Source organism: Okeanomitos corallinicola TIOX110 (assembly GCF_038050375.1).
GTDB lineage: Bacteria > Cyanobacteriota > Cyanobacteriia > Cyanobacteriales > Nostocaceae > Okeanomitos > Okeanomitos corallinicola.
This window is the reverse complement of the sequence record NZ_CP150886.1, coordinates 1,636,230-1,657,331: the sequence shown is the minus strand read 5'-3', so window position 1 is coordinate 1,657,331 and position 21,102 is coordinate 1,636,230. Positions and strand designations below refer to the sequence as shown.

General features: G+C 35.4%; 19 protein-coding genes. 10 read left to right on the top strand and 9 right to left on the bottom strand.

From position 1 onward, the window contains the following. Positions 1 to 202 precede the first annotated feature (202 nt). Both WJM97_RS07205 and thiS read left to right on the top strand, forming a co-directional pair. Positions 203 to 1,246 carry a thiamine phosphate synthase gene (locus WJM97_RS07205; RefSeq protein ID WP_353933125.1) on the top strand — a complete coding sequence of 348 codons (1,044 nt, stop codon included), beginning with the start codon at positions 203 to 205 and terminating at the stop codon, positions 1,244 to 1,246. A gap of 109 nt (positions 1,247 to 1,355) precedes the next feature. Next, positions 1,356 to 1,568 carry a sulfur carrier protein ThiS gene (thiS, locus tag WJM97_RS07200; RefSeq protein ID WP_353933124.1) on the top strand — a complete coding sequence of 71 codons (213 nt, stop codon included), beginning with the start codon at positions 1,356 to 1,358 and terminating at the stop codon, positions 1,566 to 1,568. A gap of 32 nt (positions 1,569 to 1,600) precedes the next feature. Here thiS and WJM97_RS07195 read toward each other — a convergent pair whose 3' ends face one another. Next, positions 1,601 to 2,884, bottom strand: a complete 1,284-nt coding sequence (locus WJM97_RS07195; RefSeq protein WP_353932359.1) for a glycosyltransferase family 4 protein — start codon at positions 2,882 to 2,884, stop codon at positions 1,601 to 1,603. A 1,009-nt stretch (positions 2,885 to 3,893) separates the two neighbouring features. On the opposite strand from WJM97_RS07195, the gene WJM97_RS07190 reads away from it, so the two are divergent. Further along, complete coding sequence (locus WJM97_RS07190) at positions 3,894 to 4,850, top strand: DUF1517 domain-containing protein (RefSeq protein ID WP_353932358.1); 957 nt, start codon at positions 3,894 to 3,896, stop codon at positions 4,848 to 4,850. Positions 4,851 to 5,190: 340 nt separating this feature from the next. Here the strand turns inward: WJM97_RS07190 and WJM97_RS07185 are convergent, their stop codons facing one another. Further along, positions 5,191 to 5,460 carry a hypothetical protein gene (locus tag WJM97_RS07185; protein WP_353932357.1) on the bottom strand — a complete coding sequence of 90 codons (270 nt, stop codon included), beginning with the start codon at positions 5,458 to 5,460 and terminating at the stop codon, positions 5,191 to 5,193. A 258-nt stretch (positions 5,461 to 5,718) separates the two neighbouring features. Beyond that, positions 5,719 to 7,572: a bifunctional serine/threonine-protein kinase/formylglycine-generating enzyme family protein gene (locus WJM97_RS07180; protein WP_353932356.1), complete on the bottom strand. Its 1,854-nt coding sequence runs from the start codon at positions 7,570 to 7,572 to the stop codon at positions 5,719 to 5,721. Positions 7,573 to 7,894: 322 nt separating this feature from the next. Here WJM97_RS07180 and ruvC point away from each other — a divergent pair, with 322 nt between their 5' ends. Together ruvC and WJM97_RS07170 are read left to right on the top strand one after the other, a co-directional pair. Next, the gene (gene ruvC, locus WJM97_RS07175; protein WP_353932355.1) at positions 7,895 to 8,386 is read left to right on the top strand and encodes a crossover junction endodeoxyribonuclease RuvC; all 492 of its coding nucleotides are present in this window, start codon (positions 7,895 to 7,897) and stop codon (positions 8,384 to 8,386) included. A 102-nt stretch (positions 8,387 to 8,488) separates the two neighbouring features. Next, positions 8,489 to 9,967 carry a hypothetical protein gene (locus tag WJM97_RS07170; RefSeq protein ID WP_353932354.1) on the top strand — a complete coding sequence of 493 codons (1,479 nt, stop codon included), beginning with the start codon at positions 8,489 to 8,491 and terminating at the stop codon, positions 9,965 to 9,967. Positions 9,968 to 10,044: 77 nt separating this feature from the next. On the opposite strand, the gene WJM97_RS07165 is transcribed toward WJM97_RS07170, so the two are convergent. Together WJM97_RS07165 and WJM97_RS07160 are read right to left on the bottom strand one after the other, a co-directional pair. Further along, positions 10,045 to 10,824, bottom strand: coding sequence for a class I SAM-dependent methyltransferase (locus WJM97_RS07165; protein ID WP_353932353.1), 780 nt, complete (start codon positions 10,822 to 10,824; stop codon positions 10,045 to 10,047). A gap of 85 nt (positions 10,825 to 10,909) precedes the next feature. Next, the gene (locus WJM97_RS07160; protein ID WP_353932352.1) at positions 10,910 to 14,641 is read right to left on the bottom strand and encodes a caspase family protein; all 3,732 of its coding nucleotides are present in this window, start codon (positions 14,639 to 14,641) and stop codon (positions 10,910 to 10,912) included. A gap of 349 nt (positions 14,642 to 14,990) precedes the next feature. On the opposite strand from WJM97_RS07160, the gene WJM97_RS07155 reads away from it, so the two are divergent. From WJM97_RS07155 to WJM97_RS07145, 3 genes are all read left to right on the top strand, one after another. After that, a complete protein-coding gene (locus WJM97_RS07155; protein ID WP_353933123.1) occupies positions 14,991 to 15,128 on the top strand; it encodes an ankyrin repeat domain-containing protein in 138 nt (45 codons plus the stop codon). Positions 15,129 to 15,195: 67 nt separating this feature from the next. Further along, positions 15,196 to 16,482, top strand: a complete 1,287-nt coding sequence (locus WJM97_RS07150) for a SagB/ThcOx family dehydrogenase (protein ID WP_353932351.1) — start codon at positions 15,196 to 15,198, stop codon at positions 16,480 to 16,482. Between the two features lie 19 nt (positions 16,483 to 16,501). Then, complete coding sequence (locus WJM97_RS07145; RefSeq protein ID WP_353932350.1) at positions 16,502 to 16,876, top strand: hypothetical protein; 375 nt, start codon at positions 16,502 to 16,504, stop codon at positions 16,874 to 16,876. A gap of 50 nt (positions 16,877 to 16,926) precedes the next feature. Here the strand turns inward: WJM97_RS07145 and WJM97_RS07140 are convergent, their stop codons facing one another. Then, positions 16,927 to 17,400 carry a hydrogenase maturation protease gene (locus WJM97_RS07140; protein ID WP_353932349.1) on the bottom strand — a complete coding sequence of 158 codons (474 nt, stop codon included), beginning with the start codon at positions 17,398 to 17,400 and terminating at the stop codon, positions 16,927 to 16,929. A 201-nt stretch (positions 17,401 to 17,601) separates the two neighbouring features. Between WJM97_RS07140 and WJM97_RS07135 the strand changes: the two genes are divergently transcribed. Further along, positions 17,602 to 17,970, top strand: a complete 369-nt coding sequence (locus WJM97_RS07135; protein WP_353932348.1) for an SET domain-containing protein — start codon at positions 17,602 to 17,604, stop codon at positions 17,968 to 17,970. A 173-nt stretch (positions 17,971 to 18,143) separates the two neighbouring features. Here WJM97_RS07135 and WJM97_RS07130 read toward each other — a convergent pair whose 3' ends face one another. The 3 genes from WJM97_RS07130 to WJM97_RS07120 form a co-directional block, all read right to left on the bottom strand. Continuing rightward, positions 18,144 to 18,617: an NC domain-containing protein gene (locus WJM97_RS07130; RefSeq protein ID WP_353932347.1), complete on the bottom strand. Its 474-nt coding sequence runs from the start codon at positions 18,615 to 18,617 to the stop codon at positions 18,144 to 18,146. A 22-nt stretch (positions 18,618 to 18,639) separates the two neighbouring features. Then, complete coding sequence (locus WJM97_RS07125) at positions 18,640 to 18,846, bottom strand: DUF433 domain-containing protein (RefSeq protein ID WP_353932346.1); 207 nt, start codon at positions 18,844 to 18,846, stop codon at positions 18,640 to 18,642. A gap of 113 nt (positions 18,847 to 18,959) precedes the next feature. Continuing rightward, on the bottom strand, positions 18,960 to 19,595 hold the full coding sequence (locus WJM97_RS07120) for a Uma2 family endonuclease (RefSeq protein ID WP_353932345.1): 636 nt from the start codon (positions 19,593 to 19,595) through the stop codon (positions 18,960 to 18,962). Positions 19,596 to 19,812: 217 nt separating this feature from the next. Between WJM97_RS07120 and WJM97_RS07115 the strand changes: the two genes are divergently transcribed. Next, on the top strand, positions 19,813 to 20,889 hold the full coding sequence (locus tag WJM97_RS07115; RefSeq protein ID WP_353932344.1) for a D-alanine--D-alanine ligase family protein: 1,077 nt from the start codon (positions 19,813 to 19,815) through the stop codon (positions 20,887 to 20,889). The last annotated feature ends 213 nt before the right edge of the window (positions 20,890 to 21,102 follow it).

The following is a 21,102-nucleotide window of genomic DNA, read 5'->3' as shown; positions in this document are numbered from 1 at the left end:
AACTTTGATACGACTCCTGAAAAACACACAATAATATTCAACGCTTAACCAGTCATGCCGATCATATTCTTATAATTTCAGCAATTGGCTATTTTTCATACAGTGTATTTAGTAAATATTTAATGATTTTAATGATTTTAATGATGTACATATTCTGTAATAGGCGGAAAGTTTCTGTGAAACGACAAGTGGGGTTATGTTAATGGTCGCAGCCCACAGCCAAAAACAACAAGTACAACAAGTGGTTTATCGTATTTTAGACGCAAATTTGGATCGCGCCCGTGAGGGGTTGCGAATTATTGAAGAATGGTGTCGTTTTGGTTTAAATGATGCCACGTTAGCTGAAACTTGTAAGCATTTACGTCAAGAGGTTAGTAAATGGCATACAGCACAAATTCGGGCTGCAAGAGATACACCGGGTGATCCTGGTACTGCTTTAAGTCATCCCCAGGAGGAAGAACGTAGCTCGATGACTTCTTTGTTACAGGCGAATTTTTGCCGTGTGCAAGAGGCTTTGCGGGTTTTGGAGGAGTATGGCAAACTTGATGATGCCAATATGGGGAAGGTGTTTAAGCAAATGCGTTATCAGGTTTATAGCCTGGAAAGCACTTTGATGGGTTTTCATCGTCATCAGTTACTTTGGCGATCACATTTGTATTTAGTGACTTCTCCGGCCGATAATTTGTTTGAGGTTGTAGAAGCTGCTCTCAAGGGTGGTTTAACTTTGTTGCAGTACCGCGAAAAAACTGCTGATGATCTGATTCGTCTAGAACGTGCTAGAAAACTCCGGCAGTTATGCCATGACTACGGTGCTTTGTTTATTATCAACGATAGGGTAGATTTGGCTTTGGCTGTAGATGCTGATGGTGTACATCTGGGACAACAAGATATGCCGATTGCTGTAGCTCGTCATTTATTAGGTCCGCAAAAATTAATCGGACGCTCGACTACAAATTCCCAGGAAATGCAAGGAGCAATTTCTGAAGGTGCAGATTATATTGGTGTTGGCCCTGTATATGAAACACCGACAAAAGCAGGTAAGGCGGCCGCAGGTTTAGATTATGTAGGCTATGCAGCTAAAAATAGTTCTATTCCTTGGTTTGCGATTGGGGGGATAGATGCCAGTAATATTAATGATGTCATCAATGCGGGAGCGCAAAGGGTCGCTATCGTGCGATCAATTATGCAAGCTGAACAGCCCACTTTAGTCACTCAATACTTTATTTCTCAACTTTATCGTAAGTAAGAGATAGGTGACAGGTGCTACGCCACGGTGACAGTAAGAAAATAGGGGGTGGTAAATAAATCAAAGACCACTGACTAATACCCAATGACCAATGACCAATGACCAATTAATTATGAATCAAATTAGTTTACAAGTGAATGGAGAAACACGCAGTTGTGGATCTCAAATGCCTTTACCAGAATTACTGCAACAGTTGGGTTTTAATCCTCGGTTAGTTGCTGTAGAGTACAATGGCGAAATTTTACACCGTCAATTTTGGACAGAAACGGAAATTAAAGATGGCGATCGCCTAGAAGTTGTTACCATCGTCGGTGGTGGATAATCAGTTATCAATTATCAATTATTCAGTTATGACTAATGACCAATAACTAAATTTAAGATACAAGAATAACGGGTGTCAGGATTGTATAACCAACGGTGATAGGTTTTGCGTTTAGCTAGTTCTTGTCCTTGACGACCTAGTTTTTCCCGTAGTGGTTGATCTTGACATAATTTTTTAAATGCTTGCAAGACTTCATAACCGGAGTTGGGATTTACTAAGAGGCCGTTTTCTTCATGGTGAACTGCATCTAAAATACTCCCTAAGCAAGAGGCGATGATCGGTTTACCAAAGTATTCTGCATCTAAGTGAAACATTTCTAAATTTTCTAAACGTTTAGCTTTGTCTTCTTCTAAAGCCAATAGTGCGAAAATGTCACAGGCTGCATAATAACTTGCTAATTCTCTTTCGGGTACATAACCAGCAAAATGTACTCTTTTATCTACTCGTAAACGGTGAGATTGAGATTTTAGTTCTGCTTCAAAAGAACCCTGTCCACAAATTATGTAATGAACATCTACACCAATTGTTAATAATAAAGGAATATTATCTATTACTAGGTCAAAACCTGTATTTTGAGATAATTTACCGACAGAAAGAATAACAATAGATGTTTTGGGAATGCTGTAACTTTGACGTAAACGAAGACGTAAATCCTCTAAATGACTGGGACTGCTGGGATGAGCAAATTTTTCAGTTCTGACAACTGGGTTAATTACATGAGTCGGAGTATCTAAACGAAAGGTCTTTCTTAAAGTGTCTCTAACATGGGAATTTTGACACACTATTCCTTCTGCTCTTTTCAGGGTAAGTTTAAATAGCGATCGCCATAATGGAGTTTGAGCAATATCTACTAAGTCCTTACCATGGAGGTAGATGAAAAAGCGAATTGGTAAGATATAACTGAGTAATAATAAGGCTATAAAATCGTAGCCATGACACCATTCTATGTAGCGGTAATGATAACGAAAATATAGTTTTATAGCTAGTATTAAGGAGAAAATAATATCAAATAACCTGACAAAAGATTGTAAGCAAGTTTTAAATAACTTACCTAATAAGTTACTACCAAGTACATTCCTAAACCTATAAAAACTCAACCACCTATATACGGGAAACTGTTGAGACTGATCAAATAATTTATCTCTATTACAACCAGAAGCAAGTACAATTACCCGCTCTGGATCTTGTAAACAACGATTATATACATATTCTCCAATTACAGAACCTTGAGGTTGAAAGATCCGGGAGATAATGAGGATGTCTGGGTAAGCAGTTTTCTCCCTAATCTGTGTTCCCAGTTGTGAAATATTTTCCATGGTTCAGGTTGATAAATAAACTGCCAATCCTTAAACTAATTTTGGGATTTTTATCTTCAATTCTGCTGATTTAATGACAAAATACTTACTGAAGTGACTTTGGCCGTTGCTATAATTCAAGTTCAGACTTTCAAGGTCATAATTTCAAAGTCACAATTTTGAAATCAAGCTATTATCAGGTTTTAAGTTTCCTTATCAATCTATAAAAGTATCTCCTAATCAGAGATGGAAATTTGAAATGGTTTATATCAAGCTTGTCTAAAGACAAATCTTCTTGAAGATTCAATATTCCAACTTAATTAAAAATTGGTCATATCTAGTTAAAAAATGATTTTAATGCCAATTTATTCCGGAGAAAGAAATGTTAACATGATCAAATAAAGCTAGAATTCACTGCCGAATTTTCCATAAGTTTCTGAGAGAGTGATGGATAAATTACTCAATCTAGCTGATATTAATATACTAGCTGAAAATCTGCTAAATTCCATGCCAAAATGCCAGATTATATCTGAATACTCGGTAGTTATTTTATAAATGTTCTACCCAGAGAGTGATTTTTCCATAGTTCTAATTAATAGTTTATGGTAATTCGTAGATAATCTTTAACAATTATTATTTGAGCGGTAATTAAAAAATCACTGATTAGTTAAATCCCTCTTATCACTATGTGCTAAATATAAGTTGTCTATCCGGAAAAATAATTTCACAGATATTTGATGGGTTTATACTCCTATCTTAGTTAAATTTATTACTTATCAGTATGAAATACTTACATTCAGGTAATAATTAATAGATTCCAAAGTTTTGGTAATGCAAAGATGATTCGCGGTACGGTTATCAATGCCAGGAATCCCCACTCTGTTTAATACCAAATCGAGATAATAGGCGTTAGATTGAATATATGGCGGGCAATTCCTGAACAGTTTGCTCATAGCTATTTTCTTCTCAATGGTCAAACTCCTAGCAATAGGAAATAAATCTTAAAAATACTGATTTTGGTAGATTGCTTATGCTAAAAAAATTACAAAGAATCTTCAAGCCCCTACTAAAAATTTCTTTTGTTTTTAGTTTGGTACTGGTTCTGGCTTTAAGTCATGCTGATGGTGCTTTAGCTGCACGTAGTGGTGGTAGAATCGGCGGTGGTTCATTTAGAATGCCATCTAGTCGTACCTATGCACCACGCACTGCACCCCGTGGAGGTGGTGGTTACTATCCCGGTGGTGGGTTTGGGTTTCCGTTCTTACTTCCCTTGTGGGGTTTTGGCGGTGGTTTTGGCGGTTTATTTGGTATTTTAATCTTTTTTGCGATCGCTAATTTCTTAGTTCAAACTTTTCGACGTGTTACCAGTGAAGGAGGGGAAGAAGTAGCTTATAGCAGTAACCCCACAGTATCCGTCACTCGTTTACAGGTTGGTTTATTAGCACAAGCTAGAGATTTACAAACCGAACTGAACAACATTGCAGAAAAAGCAGACACCAATACCCCAGCAGGAAAAGCGGAAATCTTACAAGAAGCGAGTTTAGCTTTACTGCGTCATCCCGAATATTGGGTTTATGCTGGTGGTGGTACACAACAAGCAAAATTAAATGCTGCTGAATCTCAATTCAACCGTTTATCATTAGCAGAACGCAGCAAGTTTAGCGAAGAAACTCTTTCTAACATCAACAATCAGTTAAAATCTGCTCAGGCTAAAGAATTACCTGGTGATGCGGATAACCCAACCCGTTTAATTAGTGAAGGCCCAGGGGAATATATTATTGTCACCCTCTTAGCTGCAACCTTGGGTAAATGGGAAATTCCCAAAATTAATAATACCGAAGATTTACGTCAAGCATTGCGACAAATGGGTAGTCTTCCTGGTGAACAACTGTTAGCAATTGAAGTTTTATGGACTCCCCAAGCGGAAGGTGATACTTTAACGTCTGATGATTTGTTTGCAGAATATCCTGATTTAACTTTGGTTTAAAAGTAGGTTGGGTTGACGTAAGGAAACCCAACAACACCAACCTAAAATCTCAGGGTTTAGTATGGAGATTAAATTGATATTCAATAAAATATATATGCAGTTGTCTCTGTGGTAATCGTTGTTTTCTTGACAAAATTTAGATAAATATTTTTAAGTCATCATATTAGGAATAAGGAGTAAAACCCTCTTATCATGAGAGTTTCATAATCAATTGATGTCCTAACTACTTTGTCTATCACTATCATTGTTCTCAAAATTGAGCTAATAGTATGAAAGTGTAAAGGTTTAGCAGTGCTAAACCCCTACCTGAAGACCCTCTCCCTTAAACCAAGTCACCAAACTACTTACTACAATCCCCACTTGATGTCTTTATAGTAAAACTGTGACTGTCTTGATTACCACTAGCAATTGATTTCAAAAAACCTGCACTAGTGGTAATGTTGTAAACACTAGCGATTGCTTGTACTGGAGAGTTTGAAGTCGTCGCGACACCAATAGCAGCACTACCGACAAATAAGGGCATGATTTGAGCAGAAATGGGAGACAATGTAGCAGCTAAGATAGCAGCAGAACTACCAAAAAATAATGCTAGATTAACGGATAACTTCATCAGAATTTTCTCTTAGGTATATAAAAAGCACAAATGTATTACATGATAAATTTTGCAGAATACTATTGACCGTATATAAAAATACGGATCTTCTAGAAATTTATCAGGTACTCGTATAATTATAACTCGAAGAATTTTCCTATCAGTACTACACTATCTTTAAATATACAGCATACTTCGTGACAATCAGGTATAACTTTAAATCTTATTATACTAAGTTTGTAGGTTCAATAACCTAGAAAAAATAAGAAATAAAATTCAACCATCCACAGAAAACACCACCCGAAACCCAGACATCCTTAACCCACCTTCTGCTTCATTCCAACTGCGACTAGCACTGCGACAAAGTTCCGCATTGAAATTCCAAGCACCACCACGCAAAACTCGACGATAAATATCACCATCATCATCCCAAATATTTCCGTCAGTCGGAGCGCCATAATAATTATTATGCCAGGGGTCAGCGCACCATTCCCAAACTAATCCGTGCATATCATACAACCCAAAATTATTCGCTACTTTAAAACTCCCTACTTTTGTGATTTCTTTACGGAAACTACTTCTAGGTGGAACAACATAAAAATCACCACCACTACAATTAATTAAATCTTCAGTTATTTTTTCCCCAAAATGAAAAGCTGTAGTAGTTCCTGCACGACAAGCATATTCCCATTCTGCTTCACTGGGTAAACGATAATTTCTCCCAGTTTTCATTGATAACCGTAAACAAAATTCTACCGCTTCATACCAAGACACATTTTCTATGGGTAAACTTGCACCTTTAAATTTTGCCGGACTTAATTCTAAAGATTGAGTAACTTTTGGTAATAATGCGACTGCTTTCCATTGTGCTTGAGTAATGGGATATTTCCCCATGAAAAACGGTGCAATATTAACTTGGTGTTGAGGATGTTCATCAGCATTACCCTCACTTTCTGGAGAACCCATGATAAAAGTTCCCCCAGGAATTGATACCATTTCTAAACTGAGATATTTATTTAATTCTTCTCGAAATAATTGGTTACTAGCTCTATCACGGTTAACCTGTCTCCCTGCTCTGTCTAAGTTGAGAACATCAAAATCAAAAGTTTCTAATGGTAAGTTAGGAACAATAATTTTTTCTAGTTTTTCTGCTGGTGGTGTTTCAATGATAGGAGTAATTTTCAAAGTTACTGGTGGTGATATTTCTCCTGGAAAATCACTTTTTAAATCATTTAAAACTTCCGTCGCTGTCTGATATCTATCACCGGGGAAATGTTGTAGTAATTTATCTAAAATTATCTTTAATTTATCACTAATTTCAATTCCTTTAGTGGTTAATCTTTCTTTCCATAACCATTGTGCATTCATGGGATCATAAAGTGGATCTTTTAGTCCATAGGTATCTTGTAGCGGTAAGTCTTGAGTTAATAACCGCACACAAGTTACACCTAAAGCATATAAGTCACTCCCATGACAAGCAAAACCTGCCATTTGTTCTGTAGGTGCATAACCTAAAGTATAAATTGCTGTTGCTTGTCTTGCTATACTTGTATGGGTAACTTGTTTTGCACCCCCAAAGTCAATTAATACAGGTTTTTTATCTGCATAACGACGGATAATATTTTCTGGTTTGATATCTCGATGAATGACGTTTTTCTGATGTACAAATTCTAGAACTGGTAATAAGTCTAGTAAAAGTTGATGAATTTCTGCCTCATTATAGGCCTGTTCTTGAACTTCTTGGCGGAGAGTTTTACCAATAATAAATTCTTGAACTAAATACAAACTTGAACCTTGTTCAAAATAAGCTAATAAGCGGGGAATTTGTGAGTGATTTTCACCAAGTTCATATAATCTAAACGCTTCTTCTTTGAAAAATTCTGCTGCTTTTGCACGTTGTCCTGTTCCCTGAACTTGGGGGAAAAACTGTTTAATTACGCAAGGTGCGTTGAGTCTATCTACATCTTCTGCGGCGTAGGTTTTGCTAAATCCTCCTTCACCTATTAACCGCAAAACACGGTAACGGTTTCTGAGAGTTTCACCAAATTTATCATGTCCACAAACGATGCAAAATTTACTGTAGTCAGGGTTGAATGGATTAGAACAATTGGGATTTTGGCAAATTTGCATGGCTGAGGATTGTAGAGCATTTTGTCCAAAGTCAGTCCCAATATTTAATCAGTTATTAGTTATCAGTTATCAGTTATCAGTGGTAATAAAAAAATAGTTATATATGGGCGCACAGATTTACAATATAATATTACTATTCAAATTTTGAAAATGTTTATTATTAACGAACTGCAAAGCACCCAAAGTGTATGAAGGAAGGTTAAGTTTTTCCGCCAATCTACAAAACTTAACCTCAAGAGTTTTCAGTCTATTTCCTTATAAGCGTAGCAGAGGAGGTAGGGGGCAGGAAATCGAGTTGATGATTTTTTTATGTTTTTATGTTATGGAAAAGCGAATTTTAGGATTAGACCCAGGATTAGCTACTGTGGGATTTGGTGTAATTACATGGTCACAAAATCCAGCTAAGTCTTCAGAGACAATCATCAAGCCTATAGATTTTGGGGTGATTCGTACTTCTGCTGATATGGAAATGAGTCAACGTTTATCTACTTTGTTTGATGATTTACATACGTTAATGGATGAGTTTAAACCAGATTTAGTAGCGATTGAAAAGTTATTCTTTTATCGGATGGCAAATACTATTGTTGTGGCACAGGCTAGGGGTGTTTTGATGTTAGTCTTAGGACAGTGCAAACTCCCCTATGTAGAATTTGCTCCTCCTCAAATTAAACAAGCTTTAACAAGTTATGGGAAGGCGGATAAATTAGAAGTTCAGGAAGCAGTCATGCGGGAGTTGGATTTAGATGAAATTCCTAAGCCTGATGATGCGGCGGATGGGTTGGCCGTGGCTTTAACTGCTGCGTTTCAGTTGTAATTTGGGTTACGTCCAGAAATACGAGAATTACTTATAGTTAAGGAAGTAATTGAATGCTTTAGAAACTTTAAGCCTTTTATAGTTTTCGGAGATATCTATTAAATGATGAGTGATTTAAGCCAGATGAACATTGTCAATATTGGACTGAACGGAACTTTCAGAGAGACAGGGGAACAGCATACTCAACCAAGGGATATTGATAGTTTGTTCGAGCATCTGTCCGCAACAAGACCTCAAAAAATAGTTCTCTACTTTCACGGAGGATTAGTTAATGAACAGAATGGTCGAGAAACTGCTGAGAGAATGACGAACCTTTTCCAAGAAGAGGCTTACCCTGTAGCATTTGTTTGGAAAACTGGTTTTAAGGAAATTCTCCAACAGAAACTGAATGCAATTTATAATTCTGGGCTATTCAAAAAAGTAGAAAAGTATGTAAGCTTTCGTTCATCTAACCATCTCAGTGCAGATATAAAGGGAGGTGGACATAGAGGAGCAGGTCAAGCAATGACTGTAGAAGAGATAGAGAGAGAACTTCAACAAGAAAATCCATTTCAGCAGTTTGATGAAGTAGCTCGTCAAGGGGCAGGACAATTAAATCAACCTGACCTCAAGAATATATACACTCAACTTTTAGAAGAATTACAACGCGATCTCGATCAAGATCAGCAATTTACTGACTTACTTCATAATTATACGTTTGAAGACTTATCACCTCCAGAATTGGCAGGTATTGAGGAGCGAGAGACTGAGCTTGAACAAAGACGAGGGGGTTTTATAACTCTCAGAATACTCGCTACAGTCGCTTTTAATGTCATCAAACGCTATTGGCAAAAGAGAGATCACGGTTATTATCCTACCGTAGTAGAAGAAACCCTTCGCACTATTTATGCAAACTACTTTGGTAAGTTTATCTGGGATCAGATGAAAAATAAGGCTAAGGGAATGTGGCAACCAAATCAAGGAGAAATCAATGGAGATAGTTATGTCGGTACTTACTTTCTTGAAAAGTTAGTTTCATTAAAGCAACAAAGACCAGAACTAATTATTGATTTAGTTGGTCATAGCGCTGGAACGATTTGTATTTGTCATTTAATTAATGCGATTAATGAGCGATATTCTGACCTCAAAATTCGTAATGTTCTATTTATGGCTCCAGCTTGTACCAGTGATTTGTTTTATGAAAATATTGTTACTAAAACCAATCTTTATCAAAATTTCCGTATGTTTACCATGGGTGATGGATTAGAAATAAGAGACTCTTTAGTTCCAGGAATCTATACGCGCTCACTTTTATATTTTATTTCAGGTGTTTTAGAAGATACTGCGGATAAACCTATAGCTGGACTAGAATTTCATTTGAATAGACAATCTTCTGGTGAGCATAATGCTTTTGAAAACTATGGAGATGACGATAGGAAATTGAGAGCTATTAGGTCGTTTCTGACTCAAGATAGCAATCGACTTGTTTTATCGCCAACAACAACAGCAAATCCTGGCTTAAATTCAAATTCCGGGCATCATGGTGATTTTGATAGTGATGAAACTACTTTACAGAGTCTTCGTGCTATTATTTCCAGTTGAATTGTTCACGACTGGTTGTGCCGAAAAACACAGATATAGCTATTGGTGACAGGTGACAGTTTCAAAAGAAATCAAGATTATATCCTCTTTAATAGTGCAAACCAACTAACGTGAGTATGTTCCTCCTCACGGTACTTTTCATGAGGAGGTTCATTCCACGCTTGGCGTTTTAGCTCCAGTAACGTCACTGGTAAATCCTGAAAAAGCTGACGGACTTCATTTTCCGTGTAAAAGTGGTAGTAATATTCTAGGTCTGGTGCAGATTGACTAGGGACAGAAGGGGTGTACCAGTAATCTCCAGGGTTCTCTCCAGGGCGTATTCTTAGTCCTAAACGACAACTATCATCAGGATGAAAAAGGCTGAGATAGAGCAATCCTCCTGATTGTAAGACACGAGATAATTCAACTAAGATACTGCTAGGGTTTTGTGTATGGCCTAATACATCAATACAGATGGCGGCTGGCAATTCACCATCTAAAAAAGGTAATGATTCAAGTTGTTGAGCAGATAAAAGTAAATAGCGACTTTTAAGTCCCTTAGCATTTAAGTAGTTTTGGCAGCGATGTAAAGCAGTGGTGGAAGCATCTACCCCAAGGCCAAAAAAACCTTGCTCTATTAACCAAGCTAGATTTTTTCCATCACCACACCCTGCGTCTAAAATCGTTTTAATTCCTTCTTCTGGCCAATGTTCTAGATTGAAGTTACTAATGGTTGGGTCACTTGGCCAGAGACGTTCTGTTTCAATAGAATGGTATATTGGCTCCCAAGGTATGCTTTCCGTTGTTTGAGTTTGAAAGATTTCCTTTGCTTCTGAGGTATCCATTAGACCGTCTGATGGAGATTTGTGAACTGACATAGTTAATGATCGTTGACAGAATTGTTTTCTATAATAAATAACTTTTAACGTTATATCAAAATCATGGGGACAGGAAAATCATCAATTAAATCAAATCATCGGGTAAATCGTCGGGAAAAATGAGATTAGTTGGTGGGTTTCTGTTTACATGAATAACATTATCAAATTCAATCATGACTTTCCATTGAGGATTCTGAAAGTTTTGGAAAAAGTCATGAAGACGACAAATCATCTCTAATACCTTATAAGCACGAGGGGATAAAGATATAACCTGATCAGTGTCATCAAATTCCTTATGATATATATGGGAACTTTTCGTATATTTATTTCGGTCGGTTTCATACTTTTTATCATATTCTTGTTGGGAATATACACTCCACTGGTTTTGATGATTATTAGACGAATCATTATTAATGTTTACTAATGCTTCCTTATACCGTCTGAAAAGATTAAAGATGTTTTCTACAGACATTTTTTGAGATTCTTGTTTCATATTATTCTCCCATAACTTTAAAGATAAAGAGAGAAACTGTTTATCATTTCTTTGATTTATTGCAACATTATTGATATAGAAGTGGCTGTGATAATCAAAAAAATCTTCATAATTATCATTATTCCCACTATTTTTACTCTTAGCAATTTGAATAATTCTTTCATCTAAGCGATTAGATTCATCACTTGGTTCTAAAATTGTTTCTAGAAGTCCTAATAAATAACTTAGAGGATATTCTTCAAAAGATATCTTAAATTTATTGGCAGTTTGTTCAAAATAAAGATGTTCATTATATTGCCAATCATTCTGCATTTCTTCCCATAATTTTTGTAACTTAGGCAAATCACTAAAGGCTACAGCATGAGCTAAATAAGCAGGTAAAAATAAACCATATTCCCTTCGTTGTTCATTTTCTGCAATGTTGGACAAATCGTTTAAATATGTCTTCACAATCTTCCACATAGCAGGTTTATGACAGTAGTCACTGTAAGGCTCTAATTCATGAATAAGGATTAACGAACTAACTGTTGAATGTTCAATATTTTTGCTGACAGCACGATAAAAAACACATTCTAACCAATCTCTTTGTATGATTTTTGATTGGTCTGGATTAATTGAATAAAGACTTGTAATAGCATTTTTATAAATTGGAAACCGTGGATGATCTAAAACATCAATAATATTGAACTGCAAATTTTGTTTTAATTGAGCAATAGTTTCTTGACCAAAAAATTGACCAAAGAACTGCTCGCAGCTATTTTTAAAACGTTGCACAGGAACGGCAATGTCGTGACTTGCTGCAATTATACCCCAAAAAACTGTAATAAAATCCTCTCTAAGCTCATCAAATGGTTTTGTTACTATATCTCTTCTAAATGTATAGTTATATGGTTTAGGAAGCTGATGAAAATATGATTCTATAACCTTAACAATTTGTTTCTTAATTGTTATCATCTCATTTTCTGTAGAAATTTGGCTTTCTAATATCCAAAGTCCAAGAAGCCATACTGATAAACCATGAGAAAGATCGCAAAAAATTCTTTGATTGATGCTATTCCCAAAAATCCCTTCTAAATTAGCAACACTATCAACATATTTTTTAATAGGAGCTAATTGCTGAAGATATTGATAGACAAGTTCAGATGGGTGTTTTTTTACTTCTCTTAAATCGTCAAGGAGATTGTTAATAAGAAGCAGTATTTTTTTCGACACTTCTTCACGTTCTGGATAATCATCTGGCTCTAAATAAGTTAACTGATCTGCTGCTGAATTTAGAATTGGTTTAGCTATATAACTTTCGAGAGTTAGTTGATTATCAAAATCTTGTACTTCTTGAGGTTGAAGTATTTCTATTATCTTATTGTTAAGATACTGCTCAATTTGAGGATCAGTAGACTCATAAACTTCTTGTTCGATTCGCAAATCTCGCCACAATATAGCAAGTACATAAATTTTAATGATTTCTATGGACTCAGGTTTATTGACATTGACTTGTATCTTTTGTAATTCTTGCTTGTTTAGCCGAAAATGAGTCACACCATTATTTAGACTATCAGCAAAACTTAAAGGTTTTTCATGTTCTAGTCTGTCTGTTTCAACTTTCTGTGCAAGTTTATCAATAAATAGACCAAGTTTTTCTTGAGACAAACTTTCTGGATTAGTTGAGAGTTGAATTGCTTCTTTTATATTTTTAATACTCCTTTTAACTAAACTAGGATGTAACCCTTGACGTAAACTAATTTTTTTAACTGACTTTTCTCTATAAACAGCATTAATACCTTTTAAGTAGCTACGAAAATTCTTGTATTTTCTCCAATTATTTGTTTGAGATCCATCAAGTTCCCCTCGTATTTGTTGTGTAATCAATGAATCATCTTTTGGGAGAGATGTGTCGTTGTTTAGTGGTTTTATACCATTCGACTTACGATTAGCTGCAATCAATACACCACCTAAAGGTTTTCGTCCATATCTTAGTTCTGATAATTCTAATTTAGCTTGTTCGACTTTTTGTTGAATTTCGTCTTTGCTACAATTTAAGATATCAAAATCATCAAAAAATGGTTCTATGACAGGAATATAAAGACAAGATTGCAGGCCTAAAAGTAAATCATAATTTTCATATTCAGAAGGGTAATTATCAAGATTTCCTATATATTGTAATCCTTCTAGAGTGGGTGTTTTTAATTCGTTTACGAAATCCTGACGACCTTGTTGAGTAAAATCATTTTTCTTAAAATATTCTATTAGTTTAATTAGATTTTCTTCAAAAGCATCTCTAGCATTTTTTAAGCACTGTCCTGCAATTCCTAATGTTGAGTCATTTTCTGCTAATTTTTCTTCGTATCTGCTTCTTAATCGATCTCGATCTAGAAATTTTTGTCGAATAAATTCGAGTAGTTGCGCTTCGATACTCCCGTTAATTAGACCATCATAGACTAAGCAACCATCCCAAACATCAAATCCCAGAAAATATATCAATTCAACATTCTGAACAACATTGTCTTTTAAATATTTGCAGAAACCTTGTGTTGTATAACCCAGGGCTGTTTCGAGAAAATCGACTGTATTTTCGGTGATTAGTTTGTTTGTTGCTCTAGGAGGAATAATATCAAGTATTATCGGTCTTCCTCCATTTACTTCAACAGTATATCTAGCCGTTTGATCCTTTTCATTTTTAAGTCTATTTGGTGATTGAGCAAGTATATCTGATAAACAAAAATGTTGGACTCTCTTCTCAAAAATTGCTTTAAGTTCATTTAACACAATTTCTGTAAGCCAACCATGTCTTTGATAATCTTCTTTAGCTGTTTCTGTTCTTTCACAAGCTGCTAACACTTCATATCTAGTTTCTTGCCTAAGATTGGAAGGTTTTAGTTTGTTATAAATCTCATTGGCTTCTCCAGAGTAACAAGTATCCAAAATTAATACATAGTTTTTAAATCCTTGGAATCGAGAAAAGCTACCAACTAATGTCTCTAACTTAACCATTTCTGTATTAGGATCATTTCCACTTTTAGATTCATAAGTTAATAGACCCATTCCTCCGCCATGAAGCTTTTCACCATGACCTGCCCAATAGATAAAGAGAAGATCAATATCGTTTTCGTTTTGTGTTAGGTTTCCAATGTGATCTAATGCTTTATTGACTTCGTTGGGCGTAACTTGTTTACCTTTCAATAGCTGATAGTTTCCATTTTGGATTAGTCCAAACTGTTTAAATATATTAAAGATGGCTTGAGCATCGCGCTCTGCTGCTCCTAGTTGACGATTCTCCTTATAGTGATGATTGACACCAACAATTAGAAATTGGACGTTGTTACTCATAAGTACCTCTACAGAATTAATTACACAAATAATCGGTATTCTAGTTCTTAGCCACTGCTGATTTTTCAGAAAAATAACTTTTAAATATGGTGGGCATTACTCACGATTCCGTTTTTTATTACTCAATCAATCATTTTGATTTTTTACTTTTGACTTGTAAATACCTCCGTAATCCGTTATTTGACTAGCAATAATCAATAATTATGAGTCCAACAAATCCAGCGCAATTAAGTCTAGAAAATAGACGATGGATCATAGCAAAAGGCTAGATCCAGAAGATTTAAATCAACGCGGTGACAACGGTGATACAGCATTGTAGTTTGGTGGTTTTAGCGATCGCTATGATCTAATCAATTTATTATTAGTAACAAACATAGATATTAATAACCAAAATGATAACAGTACAACTGTCCTGATTTATGGTGCATCGGCTCGAAAAACAGAGGTAGTGAAATTGCTATTACCACATCATCCTAACATAAATTGAAAAAAATTGGATGACCATAAAGCAATTGAATTTACCAGCAATATAGAAGTTTTACGGTTACTGAAAAATGCCACACAGTAAACTTTCTGGAAAATTAGTTCACGAAGCAACCAAGCATTCTTACTTATCGGTGCAGATGAATCCAAATTATGTGGATGCGTCTACTCAACCTCGTGCTTTTAAAGTTTATCCTCAATTTTATCGGCGATTGCAATTAAATAGCAATAATTCCACTCATGCTTTTATCAAGTTAACAAGCACTATTACTTTTGAGAAGATTTATAAAAATGTCCCCTATCAACTACGGGTAAATCCCTCTGCGGGGGCGTTATATCCAACGGAAGTTTATATTCAGATTCGTGATGTTGACGGATTTATTAATGGCATCTATCATCTAGAAATTGAGAATAATTGTCTAACTTTAATTTATGAATTAGGCGATGACGGATTGGAGAGTTATATTTTACCCAATAACCGTATCAATGGATTCATTTTTTTAGTTAGTTCTGTTTATCATAGGTCTAGCTGGAAATATCAAGACAGGAGCATTAGATATTGCTTTTTAGATAGCGGACACCATTTGGGTTCGATTGCAGCTTCAGCATATCTTCACGAAAAAAACATCAAATTAATCTTTGACTTTGATAAACTCTCTCTCAATGCTGATTTAGGATTTGAGAATAAGGAGTTTATTAGTAGTTGTGTGATTTCGGGAGAGGTGCAAGCAAAACCAGTCAGACGTTTAAGGTTATCAATTCCTTTTGTCTGTGGGACTGACTACTTCCAAGTAAATCAATTCGTTGAAGATGCCTATAAAGCCACGTCAATGCAACCTAGTCACCAGCAAAAGTTAGATCATCCTCAATTTAATTTTCACCGACAACGGTTTTTAGAGAACGTTTGGAATAGGCGTTCTATTCGACGTTTTCAAAAACAATCTATTTCTCAAGAAATCTATTGGCGTATTTGGGAAAATATTCATAAACCAATCCCCACGGAAAATATTGAGGAAATAGAAATTTATGCAGTGGTGCATCGTGTTGAAGGTATAATACCCGGTATATATAATGGTAGGAATCTCATTCAATCGGGTGAATTTCCAGAAAAAACAGGTTACTTATGTATTAATCAGGCGCTGGCTAAAGACTGCGCTGTAACTTTGTTTTTTGTGTCCGATTATAAGAATTATCAAACTGCTCTGCAATTGGCTGGTTTTATCGGACAAAGAGTGTATTTATTTAGTAATTATTGGGGAATAGATTGTAGTGGTATTGGTGCTTTTTATGATGATGAAGCCCAAGAATTTCTACGAACCAATAAGGATGTCCTTTACGTAATGGCAATTGGTAAATAAAATAGGAAAATCAACGGAAATGAATAGAAGAGAATCAGGATTCAATGCTGATGATAAGCGCCCTATGCAAGCAACATCAGCAGATATTATTCTGCGGCAACAATTAGAATATTCTATTAGTCGGTATTTTTATGAAGGATGCGATCGCATAATTCAAAATTTACTGTCTCATTGTCGTTGGTACATGACTACAGAATCCAGTGTTTTAACTTTAGTAATTGAATGCCCAGATCAAGTTAGCAATTGGAAACTTTTGCAAAAAATCGTACCAATGGCTAGTATTATTTATGGTATTGTTAGCAGTGCAAAAATTCGCGTTTGCCCCCCTGATGCTAATGCTGTACCATTTGAAATGAGGGTAGATGAACTATCAGTTTACCGTGACTGGGCATAGTTTAATTTTGGATTTTGGATTTTGGATTTTGGATGATTAATTAAGCCTCATCAAGCTATCAAATTCTGACTTATAATGGAGATTAGTTCTGCCAAAACTAACTCCGCAGAATGTTGAACAGCGGGACTTAAATCTAGTCCAAAATCAAGACTTGCAGCCTCAATTAAATAGACAGTTACATCTTGGGGAAAATCATCTAAAAAGATTTTTTTCCCTGCTGCTAAGGCATGATCCCAACGGAAATCATGCAAGTTATAACTAGGTTCTGGTAGAGCTTCCAATTCTTTCCCTGGGACTTTAAATATAGCACCTGGTTCTGAATCTGTGCAACTGGCATCCAAAATAATTAATTTTTCACTTCCTTTGGCTTGAAACATCACCTCCATTCCCGCAGTACCACAATCAAAAATGCGGACTTGGGGGTGAGGATTTTGAGCGAGATATTGCTGTAAACGTTGGGCAATAATTACCCCTACAGCGTCGTCATTACGATTGAGATTTCCACAACCAATGATTGTTAGCATGGGATATTTATAATAACATAAACTGCTTAACTTAGATAGCTAATTTATTAAACAAGTCAGATTACTTATTTCCAGGAATTTTTGAGAATTGTTATAGTAAATAGAGTGATGATAAATCATGCACAAAAACATTTATTTTCTCTGCGTTTGGCCTGATTAGTTACAGAAAAAAATCTTGCCCTAATTAGACAGAATTGATTTATGTTAGTAGTTCGTGATACAGAAATTAAAGGTAGAGGTATTTTTGCTGATCAAGATTTTGATCAAGGTGAAATAATTGAAATTTCTCCTGTGATTGTTATTCCTAAACAACAAGTTAAGTTAATTGGTAAAACTGTATTATGTAATTATTATTTTGATTGGCATGGAGAAAGTTGTGCTATAGCTTTAGGATTTGCTTCTCTTTTTAATCATTCCTATCGTCCGAATGCTTTTTATAGAAAAAAGTTTGATGAACAGGTTATAGAAATTATTGCCCATAAGTATATTTTACAAGGTCAGGAAATTACTGTTAATTATAATGGTAAAGTTGATGATTCTACGCCGATTTGGTTTGATGCGGTGGAGTGATTTTTGATTATGCAGAGTCGCGGAAAGGGGAAGGTGTGGGTTATTGCTTAAATTGTATCGTCACTATCAAGAGTACAGTAGGTTTGTTTGACGTAAGGAAACCCAACATTAACCAGTCCTTTGCTGTTGGGTTGCGCTTCACTTAACCCAACCTACAATTATTGATTATCTTTTTATTTTCTTTCTGCATCTCGTCTAGCCCAAAAATCATCTCTTTCTGCTTGTTGTTCAATTAGTTTTTTCTGTCTAATTTCCTTTACATTATCTTCTAGATGGTTGACTATTGACTTTTCAATTTCTAGATATTTAATACTACGAACAGTATGTACTGGTTGAACTAATTGTACTAAGGCTGCGCCAAATTTTGTGACTCTAATTTCTTGTGTTTGTCCAGAAAATCTTTTACCAGTTTTTACATACCAAGCGAACATTTCGCAGTTATTGGAATGTATATTATATTCACCAAATAAATCTGTATATTCATGAACACGCTTTAATTCTTCTTCCGTGAGTTCTACAGTTCCATTCCATTCAACTCCAGCAGAACCCCAACCTACAGAATTATTAAAGTTGCCATCTGCACTCAAATAATAATGACGAGCAATTCCTAATGTCGAATCAATTGCCATACTGTAAATACTCAGCATAATTCTATTATGATTGTATGAGTTAGTGATGTTCTCTATCAGCGGCAAATTCTAAACAAGCTTTAATATCTTCCTCTGTTAACTCTGGGAAATCATCTAAAATTTCTGCATGAGACATTCCCGCAGCTAACCAACCTAAAACATCATATACTGTAATTCTCATTCTTCTAATACAGGGTTTACCACCACGTTTATCAGGTTCAATTGTAATGATATTTCGATAACTCATTTTTCTCCTTGGTTAATTTTATCCCATTAATATCTACCACTTAATTTCACCACTGGCCAAACGTTGTTCATAATCTTCTAAGTTAGATAAATAATCAGTAAAATCAGATTCTACTATATCATCTGCTTTTTTATCCAACTCCTAAAACTACGAATCATCGCCACTTCACCTATTTCTAAACTGGCAGCTAAAAACTTGGGAATCTCTGTATTTAAAGGTAAATTTGCAAAGGTGGGAGAACTATTACAAATCTCATATTTACCATCAGATAAATGATAAATTTGCATGATAGGAGAATCATAACGCCAAACTTCGGGAACACCTAATGCTAAATAAATTGGTAATTTATCAATGGAAGCACTACTATAATCAACTTCTATGACTAAATCTGGGGGAGGATCTTGAGTTAAATCTAAATTTTGTTTGTTTCTCATAATTGGTTCATTTTGAATATAGAAACTAGAATCAGGTTCTACACCCTTAGCTAAATCTTCCCGTTTACAAGTTAATGAACCTGTGCTTTTAACATTCAGATTTAATTCTTCTACTAAAGTATCAATTAGTTTCTCTAGTAATCTTTTATTATGTTCATGAGGCATTAAAGGAGTCATGATTTCTAGTTTTCCCTGATCATAAGTGAAACGATGATGACGATTACTACCTGTTTCTTCTAAAATACTTTCAAATGTATGCCAAGAAAGATTGTTGAGAATGATATTTTTAGTTTCAGTAGGTGCTAGAGTTACCATACAAATCACCTCATTTTTAAGTCAGTTATTTATTATAGCATGATTCAATTCAAAACTCTATTTAGACCCCCTACTTTTGACAAGAATTAATTATTTATTGGCAAGATAAAAAAAGAAGTCGGGGATCTTACCCTAGACAAAATAAAAGAAGTTGGGGATCTGAATTTACCTTCCCTGTGGTACGCTATCTGCTTTAGATAGTGTAGAGGTACAAACTATGTCTAAGTTGCGGGTGGGTTTGTTATTTGGTGGACGTTCGGGAGAACATGAAGTATCAATAATTTCTGCAAAGGCGATCGCTAATGCTTTAAGTTCAGGTGAAAATAGTCAAAAATACGAAGTTACACCTTTTTACATCCAAAAAAATGGGGTTTGGCAAGCTGGAGAAACAGCACAACAGGTTTTAACATCAGGTAAACCCACAGAAAATGATTCTCAAACTGCTAATTTATGGCAATTTCCCCCCCAAGCAGCAGACATTGATCTGTGGTTTCCGGTTCTCCACGGACCAAATGGGGAAGATGGAACAATTCAAGGTTTATTAACTTTGATGCAAGTTCCCTTTGTGGGTTCTGGGGTGTTAGGTTCAGCGGTGGGAATGGATAAAATTGCCATGAAAACCGCATTTGCACAAGCGGGAATACCCCAAGTAAAATACAAAGCTATAACCAGAGATCAAATTTGGTCAAACCCTTGTATATTTCCGAAATTGTGTGATGAAATCGAAGCAAGTTTAGGTTATCCTTGTTTTGTCAAACCTGCTAATTTAGGTTCATCGGTAGGAATTGCGAAAGTGCGATCGCGTCAAGAATTAGAAGCAGCTTTAGATAATGCAGCTAGTTATGATAGACGCATAATAGTAGAAGCGGGGGTAGTAGCTAGAGAAGTAGAATGTGCGGTTTTAGGTAATGATAATCCCAAAGCTTCTGTAATTGGTGAAATTACCTTTAATAGTGATTTTTACGATTATGAAACCAAATATACTCAAGGTAAAGCAGATTTATTTATTCCTGCATCTTTACCAAAAAATATTGTCCCCAAAATTCAAGAACTAGCAGTAAAAGCATTTTTAGCTGTAGATGGTGCTGGTTTATCAAGAGTAGACTTTTTCTATGTTGAAGCTACGGGAGAAATTTTAATTAATGAAATTAACACCTTTCCAGGTTTTACATCTACAAGTATGTATCCACAACTGTGGGAAAAGACAGGAATTTCCTTTACAGAATTAGTAGATCAATTAATTCAATTAGCAATAGAAAGACATTCTAAATTAGAGGAAATCGAGGAGTCATAAGTCAGAATTTCAAGAACTTATAACGGTTGCTGGATCAGCATTCCATCATCCCCAAAAGCGATCGCACTTTCTACATCTCAATAAAAAGGCGATCGCATTTTCCATATCTCAACACAAATGTGATTCATAGGGAGCATTTGTGCGATCACACTTCCATAAACTCAAAAATAAACCCTAATTATAAATCATCTTCTAGTAATTCAGCTATTTTCA

What these genes read in the sequence shown, in the direction of transcription:
- WJM97_RS07205 (WP_353933125.1), top strand. Translation starts at nt 203, where the DNA reads ATGGTCGCAGCCCACAGCCAAAAACAACAAGTACAACAAGTGGTTTAT.
- WJM97_RS07195 (WP_353932359.1), bottom strand. Translation starts at nt 2,884, where the DNA reads ATGGAAAATATTTCACAACTGGGAACACAGATTAGGGAGAAAACTGCT.
- WJM97_RS07190 (WP_353932358.1), top strand. Translation starts at nt 3,894, where the DNA reads ATGCTAAAAAAATTACAAAGAATCTTCAAGCCCCTACTAAAAATTTCT.
- WJM97_RS07185 (WP_353932357.1), bottom strand. Translation starts at nt 5,460, where the DNA reads ATGAAGTTATCCGTTAATCTAGCATTATTTTTTGGTAGTTCTGCTGCT.
- WJM97_RS07180 (WP_353932356.1), bottom strand. Translation starts at nt 7,572, where the DNA reads ATGCAAATTTGCCAAAATCCCAATTGTTCTAATCCATTCAACCCTGAC.
- ruvC (WP_353932355.1), top strand. Translation starts at nt 7,895, where the DNA reads ATGGAAAAGCGAATTTTAGGATTAGACCCAGGATTAGCTACTGTGGGA.
- WJM97_RS07170 (WP_353932354.1), top strand. Translation starts at nt 8,489, where the DNA reads ATGATGAGTGATTTAAGCCAGATGAACATTGTCAATATTGGACTGAAC.
- WJM97_RS07165 (WP_353932353.1), bottom strand. Translation starts at nt 10,824, where the DNA reads ATGTCAGTTCACAAATCTCCATCAGACGGTCTAATGGATACCTCAGAA.
- WJM97_RS07160 (WP_353932352.1), bottom strand. Translation starts at nt 14,641, where the DNA reads ATGAGTAACAACGTCCAATTTCTAATTGTTGGTGTCAATCATCACTAT.
- WJM97_RS07150 (WP_353932351.1), top strand. Translation starts at nt 15,196, where the DNA reads ATGCCACACAGTAAACTTTCTGGAAAATTAGTTCACGAAGCAACCAAG.
- WJM97_RS07145 (WP_353932350.1), top strand. Translation starts at nt 16,502, where the DNA reads ATGAATAGAAGAGAATCAGGATTCAATGCTGATGATAAGCGCCCTATG.
- WJM97_RS07140 (WP_353932349.1), bottom strand. Translation starts at nt 17,400, where the DNA reads ATGCTAACAATCATTGGTTGTGGAAATCTCAATCGTAATGACGACGCT.
- WJM97_RS07135 (WP_353932348.1), top strand. Translation starts at nt 17,602, where the DNA reads ATGTTAGTAGTTCGTGATACAGAAATTAAAGGTAGAGGTATTTTTGCT.
- WJM97_RS07130 (WP_353932347.1), bottom strand. Translation starts at nt 18,617, where the DNA reads ATGCTGAGTATTTACAGTATGGCAATTGATTCGACATTAGGAATTGCT.
- WJM97_RS07125 (WP_353932346.1), bottom strand. Translation starts at nt 18,846, where the DNA reads ATGAGTTATCGAAATATCATTACAATTGAACCTGATAAACGTGGTGGT.
- WJM97_RS07120 (WP_353932345.1), bottom strand. Translation starts at nt 19,595, where the DNA reads ATGGTAACTCTAGCACCTACTGAAACTAAAAATATCATTCTCAACAAT.
- WJM97_RS07115 (WP_353932344.1), top strand. Translation starts at nt 19,813, where the DNA reads ATGTCTAAGTTGCGGGTGGGTTTGTTATTTGGTGGACGTTCGGGAGAA.